Origin of the sequence: Sulfitobacter sp. M05 (assembly GCF_029285175.1) — a bacterium.
GTDB lineage: Bacteria > Pseudomonadota > Alphaproteobacteria > Rhodobacterales > Rhodobacteraceae > Sulfitobacter.
The window spans coordinates 70,926-85,654 of sequence record NZ_JABEDH010000004.1; the positions used below are offsets into that span (position 1 = coordinate 70,926).

The 14,729-nt window shown below is 58.1% G+C and carries 11 protein-coding genes; 5 read left to right on the top strand and 6 right to left on the bottom strand.

Going from position 1 to position 14,729, the window contains the following annotated elements:
- Positions 1 to 80: 80 nt before the first annotated feature.
- Both HKX44_RS15815 and HKX44_RS15820 read right to left on the bottom strand, forming a co-directional pair.
- Positions 81 to 1,082, bottom strand: coding sequence for an NAD-dependent epimerase/dehydratase family protein (locus HKX44_RS15815; protein ID WP_276152341.1), 1,002 nt, complete (start codon positions 1,080 to 1,082; stop codon positions 81 to 83).
- Complete coding sequence (locus HKX44_RS15820; RefSeq protein ID WP_276152342.1) at positions 1,079 to 4,282, bottom strand: 4Fe-4S double cluster binding domain-containing protein; 3,204 nt, start codon at positions 4,280 to 4,282, stop codon at positions 1,079 to 1,081. The genes HKX44_RS15815 and HKX44_RS15820 overlap by 4 nt, the downstream gene beginning before the upstream one ends.
- A gap of 101 nt (positions 4,283 to 4,383) precedes the next feature.
- Here HKX44_RS15820 and HKX44_RS15825 point away from each other — a divergent pair, with 101 nt between their 5' ends.
- Together HKX44_RS15825 and HKX44_RS15830 are read left to right on the top strand one after the other, a co-directional pair.
- Positions 4,384 to 5,298, top strand: a complete 915-nt coding sequence (locus HKX44_RS15825) for an aminotransferase class IV (RefSeq protein WP_276152343.1) — start codon at positions 4,384 to 4,386, stop codon at positions 5,296 to 5,298.
- Positions 5,299 to 5,360: 62 nt separating this feature from the next.
- The gene (locus tag HKX44_RS15830) at positions 5,361 to 5,519 is read left to right on the top strand and encodes a hypothetical protein (RefSeq protein WP_276152344.1); all 159 of its coding nucleotides are present in this window, start codon (positions 5,361 to 5,363) and stop codon (positions 5,517 to 5,519) included.
- A 148-nt stretch (positions 5,520 to 5,667) separates the two neighbouring features.
- Here the strand turns inward: HKX44_RS15830 and HKX44_RS15835 are convergent, their stop codons facing one another.
- Both HKX44_RS15835 and HKX44_RS15840 read right to left on the bottom strand, forming a co-directional pair.
- Entirely contained in the window at positions 5,668 to 6,930 is a 1,263-nt protein-coding gene (locus HKX44_RS15835) for a glycerate kinase (RefSeq protein ID WP_276152345.1), read from the bottom strand.
- Between the two features lie 15 nt (positions 6,931 to 6,945).
- Complete coding sequence (locus HKX44_RS15840; RefSeq protein ID WP_276152346.1) at positions 6,946 to 8,112, bottom strand: nucleotide sugar dehydrogenase; 1,167 nt, start codon at positions 8,110 to 8,112, stop codon at positions 6,946 to 6,948.
- 182 nt (positions 8,113 to 8,294) lie between these two features.
- On the opposite strand from HKX44_RS15840, the gene HKX44_RS15845 reads away from it, so the two are divergent.
- Positions 8,295 to 9,935, top strand: coding sequence for a sulfatase-like hydrolase/transferase (locus tag HKX44_RS15845; protein WP_276152347.1), 1,641 nt, complete (start codon positions 8,295 to 8,297; stop codon positions 9,933 to 9,935).
- A 48-nt stretch (positions 9,936 to 9,983) separates the two neighbouring features.
- Here the strand turns inward: HKX44_RS15845 and HKX44_RS15850 are convergent, their stop codons facing one another.
- A complete protein-coding gene (locus tag HKX44_RS15850; RefSeq protein WP_276152348.1) occupies positions 9,984 to 11,096 on the bottom strand; it encodes a cupin domain-containing protein in 1,113 nt (370 codons plus the stop codon).
- 225 nt (positions 11,097 to 11,321) lie between these two features.
- On the opposite strand from HKX44_RS15850, the gene HKX44_RS15855 reads away from it, so the two are divergent.
- Positions 11,322 to 12,272, top strand: coding sequence for a D-glycerate dehydrogenase (locus HKX44_RS15855; RefSeq protein ID WP_276152349.1), 951 nt, complete (start codon positions 11,322 to 11,324; stop codon positions 12,270 to 12,272).
- Positions 12,273 to 12,447: 175 nt separating this feature from the next.
- Here HKX44_RS15855 and HKX44_RS15860 read toward each other — a convergent pair whose 3' ends face one another.
- A complete protein-coding gene (locus HKX44_RS15860) occupies positions 12,448 to 13,470 on the bottom strand; it encodes an extracellular solute-binding protein (RefSeq protein WP_276152350.1) in 1,023 nt (340 codons plus the stop codon).
- A gap of 251 nt (positions 13,471 to 13,721) precedes the next feature.
- On the opposite strand from HKX44_RS15860, the gene gap reads away from it, so the two are divergent.
- The gene (gap, locus tag HKX44_RS15865; protein ID WP_276152351.1) at positions 13,722 to 14,723 is read left to right on the top strand and encodes a type I glyceraldehyde-3-phosphate dehydrogenase; all 1,002 of its coding nucleotides are present in this window, start codon (positions 13,722 to 13,724) and stop codon (positions 14,721 to 14,723) included.
- The last annotated feature ends 6 nt before the right edge of the window (positions 14,724 to 14,729 follow it).

Sequence of the window (14,729 nt, forward strand, 5' to 3'; positions counted from 1 at the left end):
TCCTGTTTTGCGCTTCTTAGCGGGGCTTGGCGCGCGAGGGAAGTGCAGCAGAGTTTAAGGGCAAGATGAAGCCCGTGATGTCACACCTTGTAATAGGCGCGGTACCAGTCAACGAATTGCTGGATACCTGTGGCGATGGGGGTGACCGGGCGCTGTCCGGTGAGCCGGTGCAGGAGGGTTGCATCTGCCCATGTCGACGGCACATCACCCGGCTGGATGTCATGATAGGTCTTGATCGCCTCGCGTCCGCAGGCGGTTTCGATTGCGGCAATGAAATCAAGCAGTTTTACAGGGCTGTCATTGCCAATGTTTACCACGCGGAACGGGGCGTTGGGTGAAATACTGTCACCCTCAACGGGGCTCTCGGGGTCTGGCGCGGTCTCCGCAAGCGCGAGAATCGAGGCGACCAGATCGTCCACATAGGTGAAGTCACGTTGCATATTGCCGTGGTTATACACGTCGATGGGATCGCCGTTCAGGATCGCACGGGTGAATTTGAAATGTGCCATGTCCGGACGGCCCCAAGGGCCATAGACCGTAAAGAAACGGTACATTGTGGTCGGCAGATTATAGAGATGGGCATAGCTGTGGGCGAGGTTTTCCGTGGCTTTCTTGGTCGCCGCATAAAAGGACATCTGTGTGTCGACTTTGTCGGTTTCGGCATAGGGCAGTTTGGTATTTGCCCCATAAACCGAAGAGCTGGAAGCCAGCAGCATATGTTTGGGCGGGAAAGTGCGCGCGGCCTCAAGCAGTTCGAAGGTGCCGATCAGGTTGGCCTCGACATAGGCGCGGGGCATCTGGATGGAATGGCGCACCCCCGCTTGCGCGGCAAGATGGATCACAATGTCGGGGCGGTGTTTTTCAAACAGGGTCAGCAGCACACCGGAGGATTCAATCTTGTCGTTGACGACTTGAAAATTCGGTCTTTCCAACAGCATTTCCTGCCGCCGGATTTTTAGTGTGACGTCATAGTAATCCGACAGGCTGTCAATGCCGATCACACGCCAGCCGGCGTCCAGCAGGGCAAGCGATGTGAAGTAGCCGACAAAGCCGGAAGAGCCTGTCACAAGAGCGGTTTTCACAGATCAATCTCCAGAATTGTGTTTGGCGTCGCGGCGCGGGATTGGCACAGGATCATCGTGTCCTCGCGTTGCGCCGCGGACAGCACAAAGTCGCGGTGTTCGACCGCCCCCTTGATGACGCCACATTTGCAGACACCACAGATGCCGTCGCTGCATTTGAGGTCCACGGGCAGGCCGGCCGCAATCAGCGCATCCGCGGCGGATTGATCCGCGGATACATCAATGTCGCGTCCCGATTTCAGGCGCAGCGTGAAGGGATGGTTCACATATTCTGGCAGATCAGGGGTTGAAAAATACTCCAGATGCCGTTGCGCGTCGGGGATGTTTGAGGCGATTGCACTGTCCATGACGGACTGCATGTAGGTATCGGGACCGCAGGTGTAAACATGGCTGCCCTTTGGTAACGCAGACATGATCGCCAGCAGGTCCGCGCGGCTTCCTTCGTCAGACAGGTGCAGGTGGACGTGATCCGCCCAAGGCATCCCAGTCAAGATGTCGCAAAAGGCGGCAGAGGCGCGGGTGCTTGCCGAATAATGCAGGTCAAAAGGCTTGCCAAGTGCGTGCAACCGGTGGGCAAAGGCCATCATCGGCGTAATCCCGATGCCGCCGCCCATCAACAACGAATGGGGGGCCTCCTCGAGCAGTTCGAAATGATTTACAGGCTTTGAGACAAAGACCCGCCGGTTGGCGGTAAAGACCCGGTGCAAAAGCGCAGAGCCGCCGCGCCCCTTGTCCTCGCGCAGCACCGCAATCTGGTATCTGGAGCGGTCTGCGGGATCGCCCAGCAGCGAATAGGGCCGCAGGAATTCCGGGGCGACAACCAAATCGATATGTCCGCCTGCGGTCCATTCCGGCAAGGCCCCGCCTTGCGGATCGGTGAAGGTATAAAGAGTGACCCCGTCGCTTAGCTTTTCGATGCCAGACACCCGCAGATCAAGCACTGGCGCATCGCCAGAACCGGTATAAAGATGCAGGTGGTCTGTCGCACCGGCGGCGTTTTTAGCGCGGTGTTCGTCAGCGGTTAACAATGCAGCATGGGCTTTGATACCCGCCTCGCGGTTCATCGGATCAGGATAGGGCCAGGGGTGCGGTGCCAAGGGGGCAGGATAGACGGCCAGCGTCTGGTCTTCGAACTTCAGGTCCAGATCCCTTTGCAAGTCACGGGCATTGACCGGCGCGGCGGGCGCAGCAAAACCTCCATTGGGTTTTACTTCGATGTCCCACCACCATTTCTTGACCGGGTTCAGCCCGCCGTTGCCCAGCACGTCGTCCAGTTTGGCCAAGGCCGGTGCGGCTTTGGGGATATGCATCGCCGCCCAGCGAAACGGCGCTTCGGCGAACAGCCCTTCAAGGTTCCAAGGACAGGTCTTCATGCAGCGGCCACACATGCCACCACCCTGATTTGTGATCCGATAGGTGGCGCATTTCTGGCTGTCGGATTTCCAGATTTCATAGCCGTTAAACATCTTTTTCGGTCCGGCTGTGATTGCCCCAGAGGGGCATTCGCGGGCACATTTGTTGCAGCTTTCGCAGAACTTTTGCAGGCCAAAATCGACCGGCAAATCATGCGCGACGGGCATGGTCGTTGTGACAACACCGGATTTCAGGCGCGGGCCAAGGAAAGGGTTCAGGATCACCTCGCCGATGCGGCTGACCTCGCCCAGACCAGACAGCAGTAAAAGCGGCGGTTGCAAAACGTCACCATCCATCACCGTATGGGATTTGGAGGCAAAACCGAGGTTGCGCATATGTTGTGCGATGATCCCGCCGATAATGGAAAACCGCAGATAGGCGCGCATACTTTGTGACACGCTGATCCAGTCATCGCCGGAGGAGCCGTCGGTGGTTTCGAACCCCTGATCGACAATCAGCGACAGGGCTTGATCATGGGGTGGGGTGATCGGGGTGCCAGTGGCGTCATGGCTGTACCATGTCCAATCCGGGCAGGCCGACAACCCCGCCGCATCACTGCCAAGGAAATAACTCGCAGCCTTGAGGTTGGTCGCGTTGCGGGCTGGATCATTTCCCGATTTTTCAGGTGAAACCGCTCCATCCTGCAACAGGATCAACGCCCCCAACAAACGCCGTTGCGCAGCAGCAGGGGCGGTTTTGACCACGTGATGCCCGCCCTTCATGGCGTCTTGGACCTTTGGTCCCATATCGCCAAACTGGCCACGGGCAAACAAATCGCTGCGTTTGGGCACGCGGGGCACATTGGGCGCGTCGATATATGTGGTCGGGTCACTGACCCGCTTGAGCGTTTCGAAAGGATGTGCGCCGTCAACGTAATTCCGTTTGGCATAAGGGTCGCTGGTGCCTGCCCGCAGCCCGCCATGGGTGCCAAGCTTCCACGGCAATCCGTTCAGGATACCGTTCGGCTGCTCGGCCAGAGGGGCCAAGGGCCGGTCAGGCGTTAATGCCATATCGGTGGTAACGACAGCCAAACCGAAACGGGTGCCAAGCCACGGGTTGCTGAGCGCGCCACCTTCCCAAACCGCAAGGCCGCAGGCCAGCGCGCAGGTGCCAAGGTTTACATCTGAAGTGGTGGCAGAATGCACCCGGGCGTCAAAGCCCAGCTGGCGGATATAATCGGCAAGCACCGTTGCGTTTTCCGTGGCCCGCAGCGCGGCACGTTCGGCCTGCACATCCATGATCCAGTCTGTCCCGGGTTCGTCGGGCCGCGGATCGCGGCCATAGGCGAACAGGATCACAACGGCGTGGCTGTGATCGGGCAAGGGCGGGACCGGCGTATTCGCCGCCTCGCGCAGGTTCGCCATGATCACATCCACACCCGCCGCAAGGGTTTTGGTCTGGCGGTTGCGTAGGTCCTCGGCCAGAGCATCGGTGCCCGCGCTTTGGCGTGGCTTAGCCAGACGGGCAGCATCGGGCAGGGTGCAGATGCCCATCATTGTGGCGTCGTTGTAATATCCAAAGGCCTTGATATGAGCGGCGCGTTCGGTGGCATCCTCGGGTATCTCCGCCCGCACAGGATTGGGTTTTCCGGCGCGCAGCACGTCCATCATTGCTTGATAGGGGGCCATCGCATTGGCGATACTTTGCGGCATTTCAGGGCGCTCGAAACGCAGATCGGCAAATGGAATATCGGGAAACGGCGTGCGCAAGCTATCAAGTCTGTGCAACTGCTCAAGCGGGTAGCCGCCCAGATGTAAAGGGCGGTTTTTGGAGGAGAAAAACTTCATCCCAACGGCCTGCCATATTGCGGGCGGAAAAACCAGAGTGGCGGGTGCTGGTCTGGGCAGGCAAACCTGTTATCAAGATGCCAACAATGAAAGGCCCCAGAATGACAACCACCCACGAGGCAGACGAAGATACCCGCAACCGCGATATCAAGATTTACGTAAACGGTGACATCGTCCATCGCGATGCGGCCAAGGTTTCGGTTTATGACAGCGGTTTCATGCTGGGGGATGGTATTTGGGAAGGCATGCGACTGTACGATGGCGTATGGGCGTTTTTCGACGAACACATGGACAGGTTCTTTAACTCCTGCAAGACGATTTCTCTGGATGTTGGGATGGACAAGGCAGGAATCGCAGAGGCAATGCGCCGAACGGCGGAGGCGAACGGGATGACCAATGATGTGCATTGTCGTCTGATGTTGACCCGGGGTCTGAAGGACAAACCGTTCCAGCATCCACAACTTAGCACCTCGGGGCCCACCTTGGTGATCATTATGGAGCATTCAAAGCCCGTCTACCGGTTGCAATCGGCAGGCATCAGGCTGGCGACGGTACCACAGGTGCGTGGCCTGCCAATGGCGCAAGACCCAAAGCTGAACTCGCATTCAAAACTGAACTGCATCATCGCCTGCCTGCAAGCAGAAGCGGCGGGGGCGGATGAGGGCCTGATGCTGGACCCGCATGGATTTGTGAACACCACCAACGCCTGCAATTTTTTCATCGTGCGCCGGGGTGAGGTTTGGACCTCGACAGGGGATTACTGCATGAATGGGGTCACGCGGCAAAAGGTGATTGATCTGTGCCGCGCCAACGGCATTCCAGTGTTTGAAAAGAACTTTTCGCTCTATGAAACCTACGGCGCAGACGAAGCGTTTCTGACGGGAACCTTCGGCGCACAGACGCCGGTGGCCGAGATCGACGGCAAGCTGATCGGCACCGGCGAGCGCCCTGTCACTGCGCGTATTCAGGCCTTGTACAAAGAACTGATCCGCGACCATGTGGCGGCGCGGTCTTAGGGTCAGGACCCATTAATCCTGTATCGTCAGTTTGCCCGATTTTTCGCTAACAAGGAACATCTGTGCAGGAATCCCCTCTCGGGACATTGCTGCGCAATGCCCTGTCGGGCAGTGGTGGTTCTATTTCAAATAGATGTAACGCCCCCTCTCGGGATCATCCTTTGGATGACCCTGCCGGGCAATGGGAAGCGGCAGAATCTGGCAAACCCGCAGGGCGGTAATTTCACTTCATTTCAGCGTCTTGGACCGCTTGCAAATAGAACCACTATTGACCGCGCGGCCCAAACCATTGAAATTTCGTGGAATTGCCGCTGACAGCACAGGATTAATGGGTCCTGACCCTAGGGGCAGGCCCCTGGCATCACCAGCTTAAGGTAAATCGCCAATCAGGATGGCGCGAAAATCGTTGACATTGGTGCCGGTGGGGCCTGTGACAAACAGATCGCGCGTGGCGAAAAAGGCTCCGTAGGCGTTGTTTTTCTGTAACTGGGTTTGCGGATCGGTGCCCGCGGCCCGCATCCGTGCGGCTGTTGTGCCATCGACAAAAGCGCCGGCATTGTCTTCCGATCCGTCGATCCCGTCCGTATCCGCCGCCAATGCGCTTATGTCCTCGACCTCCTCAAGGGCCAGCGCAAGCGCCAGCTGGAATTCGCTGTTGCGTCCGCCGCGTCCCTTGTGACGTAGGGTTACAGTGGTCTCGCCACCGGACAAAAGGACAACAGGTGCCGGGTGGGGAAACCCGCTTGCTGCGACCTGACGAGCGAGGGCAGCATGAACCTGTGCCACATCGCGTGCCTCGCCCTCAATACGGTCCGACAGAACCCAAGCGTTAACGCCACGTGCCCGGGCGGCGGATGCCGCAGCCTCTAGCGAAATCGCCGCGGAGGCGATGATCTGTGTTTCATTACGTTTATCTACGGGGGGTAAACCACTGTCGGGCTGTGCTTTCAGATGGCGCGTTAACCGATCAGACAGGGCGATGCCGCGGGCGTCAATCATTGCTGCCACGTCACTTGGCCGGGGGCGATTCGAGACGGTCGGTCCCGAGGCAACCTCGCCCGGTGTGTCACCGGGCACGTCAGACACAATCAGGGTGCAGACCCGCGCGGGCGCTGCAAGTTCGGCCAGACGCCCGCCATTAATCCCGCTGAAGCACTTGCGGATGTCGTTCATCACCGAGATCGGCGCACCGGAGGCCAGCAGCGCCTGATTCAAGTCTTGTAGATCAGACAGGCTCAGCCCCGCCGGCGGATCAGGCAGCAGTGACGAGCCACCACCGCAGATCAGCGCCACCACCAGATCATCCGCGCCAAGCCCGCTCACAGCTGATTTTAATGCCTTTGCCGCCGCGAGGCCCGCCGCGTCAGGCACCGGATGGGCGGCCTCTAATACCTCTATTGTCTCGCAACGCGCACCATAGCCGTAGCGGGTCACAACCACCCCAGAGAACGGCCCGTTCCAAAGCGTTTCAAACGCTTGTGCCAGTTGTGCGGCCCCTTTGCCGGCCCCGATCACAACCGTTCGCCCCTTGGGCTGCTCCGGCAACCGGCCTTGCAATGCTTTGACCGGATCAGCCGCTGCAACCGCGCAGTCAAACAGATGGGTTAGAAAGGCGCGATTGCTGTTGTTCATCGGTTTTCCTGTGGTTTAGCTGACCCCGAAAATATCGCGGGTGAAAACTTTGTCCTCGACGTCGCTCAGGTCATGTGAGGCGCGGTTGGCTACAATGACATCACAGGCCGCCTTAAAGGCCTCAAGATCGGTAACCACTTCGCAGCCCATGAACTTTTTCTTACCCAATGACGGCTCGTAGATCACCACCTTGATGCCGGCGTCACGGATGTCCCGAATGACCCCTTTCACCGATGTCTGACGGAAATTGTCAGAACCCGCTTTCATCACCAGCCGGTGAATGCCAACGGTCTGCGGGCCCATTTCGATCACTTTGGATGCGATGTATTCCTTGCGGGTCTTATTGGCCTGAACCACGGCCCGCATCAGGTTTTGCGGCACATCCGAAAAATTGGCCAGCAGTTGTTTTGTATCTTTGGGCAGACAGTACCCGCCATAGCCAAAAGACGGGTTGTTGTAATGCGTGCCGATGCGCGGATCGAGGCCGATGCCTTCGATGATCTGGCGGGCATTCATATCCGCACTCAGCGCGTAACTGTCCAGCTCGTTGAAAAACGCCACCCGCAGGGCGAGATAGGTATTGGCAAAAAGTTTGATGGATTCGGCTTCTTCCGGCCCGGTGAACAACATCGGAATATTGGTGGCCTGCGCGCCGTCTGCCATCAGCTGGGCAAACCCGTGTGCGGCAGGGGTGTCGGCCCCGACAACAATCCGCGAGGGGTTAAGGTTGTCATAAAGGGCCTGACCTTCGCGCAGGAATTCGGGGCAGAAAAAGATATTCTCGGTGCCGATGGCCGCGCGAATGCGACGGACAAACCCGACGGGCACAGTGGATTTTACGATCAAGGTGGCATCGGGGTTGGCGCGATGTGCCATTGCCAGCACCTGTTCCACCGAAGAAGTGTCAAAAAAATCGGTCTTTGGGTCGTAGTCTGTCGGTGTTGCGACCAGCACATAATCCGCGTCAGCGCAGGCTGCTTCGGCATCTGTTGTGGCGCTCAGGTGCAAAGTGCGCTCGGCCAGCCATTCGGAGAGTTCTTTTTCCTCGATCGGTGAGGTGCGCGCATTGAGTATCGCGACGCGTTCTGCCGATACATCTACCGCGACTACGGTGTTGTGCTGTGCCAGCAGAACCGCATTGGAAAGCCCGACGTATCCGATACCAAATACTGCAATTTTCATGTGCTGCTCAGCCCTGTTGTTAGCCGCATTATCTGTCATATTCACGGCAGGCTGGCAATATCCGTGCCATGCGCATCATAAGAGGTGGTGCCATGCTGCCATGGCGGGGTGTTGCGGGTGGGAACTCCTGTAAGGGATGCCGCCTGCATTGCCGGTGAATGTGAGAGGTCGGGGAGGCCGTTATGAACATTTTATTTATCATGTATGATCAGTTGCGGTTCGATTATCTAAGCTGTGCCGGCCATCCCCACCTCAAGACACCGCATTTCGACCGCGTGGCAGACATGGGGGTGCGCTTTACCAATGCCTATGTGCAATCGCCGATCTGCGGGGCCAGCCGTATGTGCTTTTACACTGGCCGATATGCCTCAAGCCACGGGGCGCAGTGGAACGGGTTTCCCTTGCGGGTCGGAGAGCAGACGCTGGGCGACCACCTGCGCAGCACCGGCATGGATTGCTGGTTGATTGGGAAGACCCACATGAAGGCGGACGCCGCCGGCATGGCGCGGTTGGGCTTGGCCCCGGACAGCTTAATTGGTGCGCGACAGGCGGAATGCGGGTTTGACAGCTGGATCAGGGACGACGGGCTGTGGGGCTATGGGCCGGACGGTTATTATGACGAGAAACGCTCGCCTTATAATGAGTACCTGAAATCCAAAGGGTATGACGGGGAAAACCCGTGGGCAGACTATGCCAACGCCGGCATCAGCGATGATCAGATTGCTTCGGGGTGGATGTTTCGCAACGCGGACAAGCCTGCCAATATCCGCGAGGAAGACAGCGAAACGCCTTGGCTCACCTCTGAAACCATTGCGTTCATGGATCAGGCCAAGGGGCCATGGTGCGCCCATGTCAGCTATATCAAACCGCATTGGCCCTATATCGTACCCGCTCCTTATCACGATATGTTTGGCAAAGATCACGTGCCAGAGGCCAAACGCCACAACGTCGAACGTGACACCCCGCATCCGGTGTTCGGGGCCTATATGGAGAACAAGATTGCCCAAGCCTTCCAGCGGGACGAGGTGCGCGAAAAGGTGATCCCCGCCTATATGGGATTGATCAAACAATGTGACGACCAATTGGGCCGGCTGTTGTCCCATCTTGAACAGACCGACAAACTTAAGGACACGATGATTGTGCTGACCGCGGATCACGGCGATTATCTGGGGGATCACTGGCTGGGGGAAAAGGACCTGTTTCACGAACAATCCGTGAAGGTGCCGATGATCATTTTCGATCCGCGTGACACGGCGGACAGCACCCGTGGCACCACCTGTGACGCTTTGGTCGAAAGTATCGATCTGGCCGCAACATTTGTCGAAGCTGCGGGCGGCGTGGTGCCTGATCACATCATCGAAGGGCGTTCGCTGCTGCCGTGGTTGCGGGGCGAAACGCCGGAGTGGCGGGCGTTTGCGATCAGCGAATACGATTATTCTGCAACGCCACAGGCGGTCAAACTGGGGGTGTCGCCGCGCGATGCGCGGCTGTTTATGGTCTTTGACGGGCGATACAAGATGATGCACGCCGAAGGCGGCTTCCGCCCGATGCTGTTCGATCTGCAGAACGATCCGGATGAATTTGAGGATCTGGCCAAGGGTGATGCCCACGGCGAGGTGCTGGACCGGATGTATGGCATGTTGGCGCAATGGGGCCGGCGGATGTCACAACGGGTGACGCGCTCGGAGCAAGACATCATTGCCATGCGCGGTGCCTCTGGTCGCAAAGGTATCCTGCCGTTCCTATATGACGGCAGCGAAGTGCCTGAAGAGCTGACCGAGACCTATCGCGGTCCCGTGCGGCAGACCTATACGTCGGACTAGGGGCAGGGCCCCCGCGCCGGCCCCATAAGACCCTGACAAATGCGCCTGCTAGGTGTGAACCTGTGTGTTGAAATTTGACGGTAAGGTCGCCTCGATCAGCTCACAGTCCTTTGAGGCATTCACATAGCGGGTCTTGAGAAAGGGCGGCAGCACAAAGGCGTCGCCGGCAACCATATCGTGGGTCTTTTGCCCCTCTGCGTCGACCTCCAGCGTAAGACTGCCCTCTTTGACGAAGGTGAACAGGATGTCCGTGTCGTGACTGCTCCACGGGGTTTGCCCAGACCCGTCTGGCCGGGCAACGGTCACCCCCGCCACGCCGGCGGTCCCTGTGCCAATGCCGGTATCGCGTGCGTCCCAGCCGGGAATGCGCCACGGGGTCCAGACGGCCTCGGCTACTTTGTGATGGACGAACTTACTGCCGCTCCAGTCCCGATCCGGGTTCACGGTGCCATTGGGCAATTCCATCTCGTGGTCAATGGTAGTGACATGTTCCGCCGGCACGCCCAGCTCCAGAACCTCCACATTTTCAGAGGCCTCCAGTACGCGATGGCGGATTTGTGGCGGTTGGATTACGCAATCGCCTGCGTTCAGGATGAACGGATCGCCCTGATCCTCATAAACCAGCCGCACCCATCCTCGATAACAAAAGATCAGCTGAAAACCGACGGTGTGGTAATGCACCATATCCGGCACCGGTCCGCCGTCGGGGATGCGGATGTGAGAGGCGATGATCGACCCGCCCAACCGGTCGGTGATCAAATCGCGATACCGCATACCAGCCCGGCCAATCACCCATGAATCACTGTCCGCCAGACGCCGCACCATAAAGGAATGGCGGGTTTCGGGAATTACCAGCGGCGGGTTGGCATCGTGGATTTCAATCCGGTTCCCGTTCGGGCTGGTCAGGGTTGTTTCATTATCGGCAAAGGCAGCAGGATCATCCGCGTAAAGCCGCAACAACGCCGGGGCGACATCCGCGTCCCGTTCCAATCGCAAGCGCAGCCCATGGCCGGAAACCACCGCGACGGAGGGGTCATCCGCAGGAAAGATCAGATCAAGGCGAAACCCGAGCGTGTTCAAAAAGAACGGCATCTCGGTTTTCAGATCGGTGACAGGCAAGACCAGTTCGGCCGTTTGAATGCGCTCGGTTGGGTTGGTCACGGGGCCGCTCCTGAGATTGAAATATTGTATGCATGTGAATGTAACCCCCAATCCTTCACCTATTCGAATTGAGGCGTCAATGGGGGCTGTCGGACTGGATGTGCCTTGCCGGCGGACAAGCGTGATGTGACGGGTCGACCTTTCTGCGATCGGCCCCTAGAGTTTTTCGAGTTTAGCTTGAGGCATCACGCCCTATGATAAAACGCCCGAAAGTGAGATAACACCATGCACAAATTGTTGATTACCCGCCCCTTGCCACATCGGGTGCTGGAGGCGGCCAAAGCCTCGTTTGATGTCACGGTTCGGGCTGACAACTCACCGCTGAGCGTGCCGGAACGCGCCAGCGCGCTTGCGGATTTTGATGCGGTTCTGCCGACCCTGGGGGATCAGTTTCCGGCGGATGCCTTTGACGGCCAACCACGGGCGCGGATTTTGGCGAATTTTGGTGTGGGGTTTAACCACATTGATGCGGTTGCTGCCCGCGCGGCGGGGCTAGAGGTTACGAACACCCCAGGTGCCGTCACCGATGCCACTGCTGATATTGCCATGACATTGATGTTGATGACCTGCCGTCGTGCAGGTGAGGGCGAACGGATGGTGCGGGCTGGCGATTGGCCCGGCTGGCATCCGACCCAATTGTTGGGGATGCATGTTAGCGGCAAAACGCTGGGCGTGATTGGGATGGGGCGGATCGGCAAGGCGATTGCCAAACGCGCCGCTGCTGGCTTCGGGATGCAGGTGGTGTTTTACAACCGCTCACCCGTGACGGGCCTGCCATTCGAGGCAAGGCAGTTGGAAACGCTGCAAGAGGTGATGCAAGCCGCGGATGTTGTGGTGTTGGCCGTGCCGGCCACGCCGCAAACGCATCACATGATTGATGCCGCCGCCTTGGCTGCGATGACATCGGACAGCTATCTGATCAACATTTCGCGCGGTGACGTGATTGACGAGGCTGCGCTGATTGCCGCCTTGCAAGACGAACGGATCGCGGGGGCAGGGTTGGATGTTTATGAGTTCGAACCCAAAGTCCCCGCCGCGCTGATCGCGTTGGAAAACGTGACCTTGCTGCCGCATCTTGGCACTTCGGCGCAAGAGGTGCGCGAACAGATGGGGCTGATGGCGGTAGATAACCTTGTGGCATTCTTTGCCGGCAAGCCGGTGCCAAATCCGGTTTAGGGCATCCGGCCTTTAGCCGGAGGCATTTGGTGCCGCCAGTGTCGCAAGAACGCGAAGCGTGGTAGGGTATTGGCGTTCCCCCTTCAGGTCGTGCGTTACGGGCTGGGGCACCTTCAGAACCACAAAAAAGGGCGCGCCATCTGGCACGCCCTCGTGTTCGCATATGTTGGCAGGATTATTTCCAGCCAACTGCGTTAAAGATTTTCTGCGCTTCGGGCAGGTTTTTCGCAACGTCTGACAGGTTCACGTCGTCCGCTTTGAATTCACCCAGCTCTGCAACGCTTTCGCTGCGTTCTACGCTTGGCACGGCAGGGAACTCATCGTTGCCGGCTGAGAAATACTGCTGTGCCTGATCGGAGGCCAGGTATTCAAGGAAGGCAATGGCGTTTGCCTTGTTCGGTGCATGTGCTGCAACGCCGCCACCGGACAGGTTCATATGCGCACCCTCGGCGTCCTGTGCCGGGAAGATCCAGCCGATCTGATCAATATCAGCGCTCAGGCCTTTGACGTCTTTGCGCAGGGCGCGGGCAAAGTAATAGGTGTTCGCAACCGAAATGTCGCATTGGCCAGACACGATGCCACGCAGTTGGTCGGTGTCGCCACCTTCTGGGTCACGGGCAAAGTTCGCAACCATGCCAGTTGCCCACTCGGTTGCGGCTTCTACGCCGTGGTTTTCGATGATCGAGGCCAACAAGGTCTGGCTGTAGACGTTGGAAGAGGAGCGGTGGCAAACCATGCCTTTGTATTTCGGGTCTGCCAAGGAAACGTAGTCCATTGGCGGGTCTTGTACGTCGGCTTTATCGTAAAAGATGATGCGCGCGCGCTGCGAGAAGGCGAACCATTGGTTGTCGTTGTCTTGCAGGTTTGCGGGAATACGCTCTTCCAGAACGGCGTTGTCGATGGATTGCAGCACGCCCATGTCTTTGGCGCGTGACAGACGTGAGGTGTCGACAGTCAGCAAAACATCCGCCGGAGAATTCGCACCTTCGGCTTGCATACGCGCCAGCAGTTCGTCGGCTTTGCCTTCAATCCGGTTGATGGTGATGCCGGTGGCTTCGGTGAAATCGGAATAGAGCCGTTCGTCTGTGTCATAGTGACGTGAGGAATAAAGGTTCAGCTCACCTTCAGCAAATGCGGCATTGGCCAGCAGGGTAGATGTGGCCAGAACGGCGGTGGCGGTATGTTTGAAGAACGACATGTGAATCCTTGGTGTAAGTAATTTACTGATTTAGTCAGATAACGGAGATGCCTGGCGCGCGCAACAATCTTTATAAAAATTGTCAGAAATGAAGTGGGGGCAGGCGGCTGGCTGCCGTGCCCCTTGGACCGACGGGTAACCTACCGGCTAGGAACGCGAATTTGGGGTTGTGCGGACAGGGCTTGATAATTGCCATTGTTAGCGCTAACTATGCCGCAAATCAGTGCAGGACCCCCAGAGGAGCGTTTGTCATGGTCACCAGGATTGCAATCAACGGATTTGGACGTATTGGTCGATGCACGCTACGGGCGGTGTTCGAGAGCGGGCGTGACGACATCGAGATTGTCGCGATCAACGATTTGGCGCCGGCGGATCATCTGGCGCATTTGTTTAAATACGACTCGGTCCATGGGACATTCCAGCGCGAGGTGTCGGTAAAAGGGGAAACACTTGTGGTGGATGGCCGCGAAATTCGCCTGACGGCCACGGCGAACCCTGCTGATCTGCCATGGACGGATGTTGATGTCGCCCTTGAATGCACAGGCCGTTTTAACAGCCGCGACAAGGCTGCGGCGCATCTGGAAAACGGATCAAAGCGCGTATTGGTCTCGGCACCCGCGTCCAATGCGGACCGCACGGTGGTCTTTGGTGTGAACCATGATGATCTGACACCCGCCGATCTGGTTGTGTCAAACGCCTCCTGTACGACAAACTGCCTCGCGCCAATGGCGAAGGTGTTGGATGATGCCTTTGGGTTAACGACAGGCTACATGACCACAATCCACGCCTATACCGGCGACCAGCCTTCTCATGATCGGGACCATTCCGATCTTTACCGCGCGCGCGCCTGTGCGTTGTCGATGGTGCCCACGTCAACCGGCGCTGCGCGGGCGATTTCACTGGTGTTGCCGCATCTTGAGGGCCGCCTTGAAGGATCGGCCATTCGTGTACCAACGGCCAATGTTTCACTGGTTGACCTCAGCTTTATGCCGGAACGCGGCGCGACCGTCGAAACTGTGAATGCCGTCATCGAAGTGGCGTCGAAAGGGGTGTTGAAGGGCGTTCTCGGGTATGAAGAGGCCCCGCTGGTCTCCTCCGATTTCAACCACAACCCGCTGTCATCAATCTTTGCGCCGGCGCAAACCAGCGTGACATCGGCAGGGATGGTGCGTGTGGTCAGCTGGTACGATAACGAATGGGGTTTCTCGAACCGGATGCTGGATACGGCGGTACATATTGGCAGCTTGATATAGTCGGGC

What these genes read in the sequence shown, in the direction of transcription:
- HKX44_RS15820 (WP_276152342.1), bottom strand. Translation starts at nt 4,282, where the DNA reads ATGAAGTTTTTCTCCTCCAAAAACCGCCCTTTACATCTGGGCGGCTAC.
- HKX44_RS15825 (WP_276152343.1), top strand. Translation starts at nt 4,384, where the DNA reads ATGACAACCACCCACGAGGCAGACGAAGATACCCGCAACCGCGATATC.
- HKX44_RS15835 (WP_276152345.1), bottom strand. Translation starts at nt 6,930, where the DNA reads ATGAACAACAGCAATCGCGCCTTTCTAACCCATCTGTTTGACTGCGCG.
- HKX44_RS15840 (WP_276152346.1), bottom strand. Translation starts at nt 8,112, where the DNA reads ATGAAAATTGCAGTATTTGGTATCGGATACGTCGGGCTTTCCAATGCG.
- HKX44_RS15845 (WP_276152347.1), top strand. Translation starts at nt 8,295, where the DNA reads ATGAACATTTTATTTATCATGTATGATCAGTTGCGGTTCGATTATCTA.
- HKX44_RS15855 (WP_276152349.1), top strand. Translation starts at nt 11,322, where the DNA reads ATGCACAAATTGTTGATTACCCGCCCCTTGCCACATCGGGTGCTGGAG.
- HKX44_RS15860 (WP_276152350.1), bottom strand. Translation starts at nt 13,470, where the DNA reads ATGTCGTTCTTCAAACATACCGCCACCGCCGTTCTGGCCACATCTACC.
- gap (WP_276152351.1), top strand. Translation starts at nt 13,722, where the DNA reads ATGGTCACCAGGATTGCAATCAACGGATTTGGACGTATTGGTCGATGC.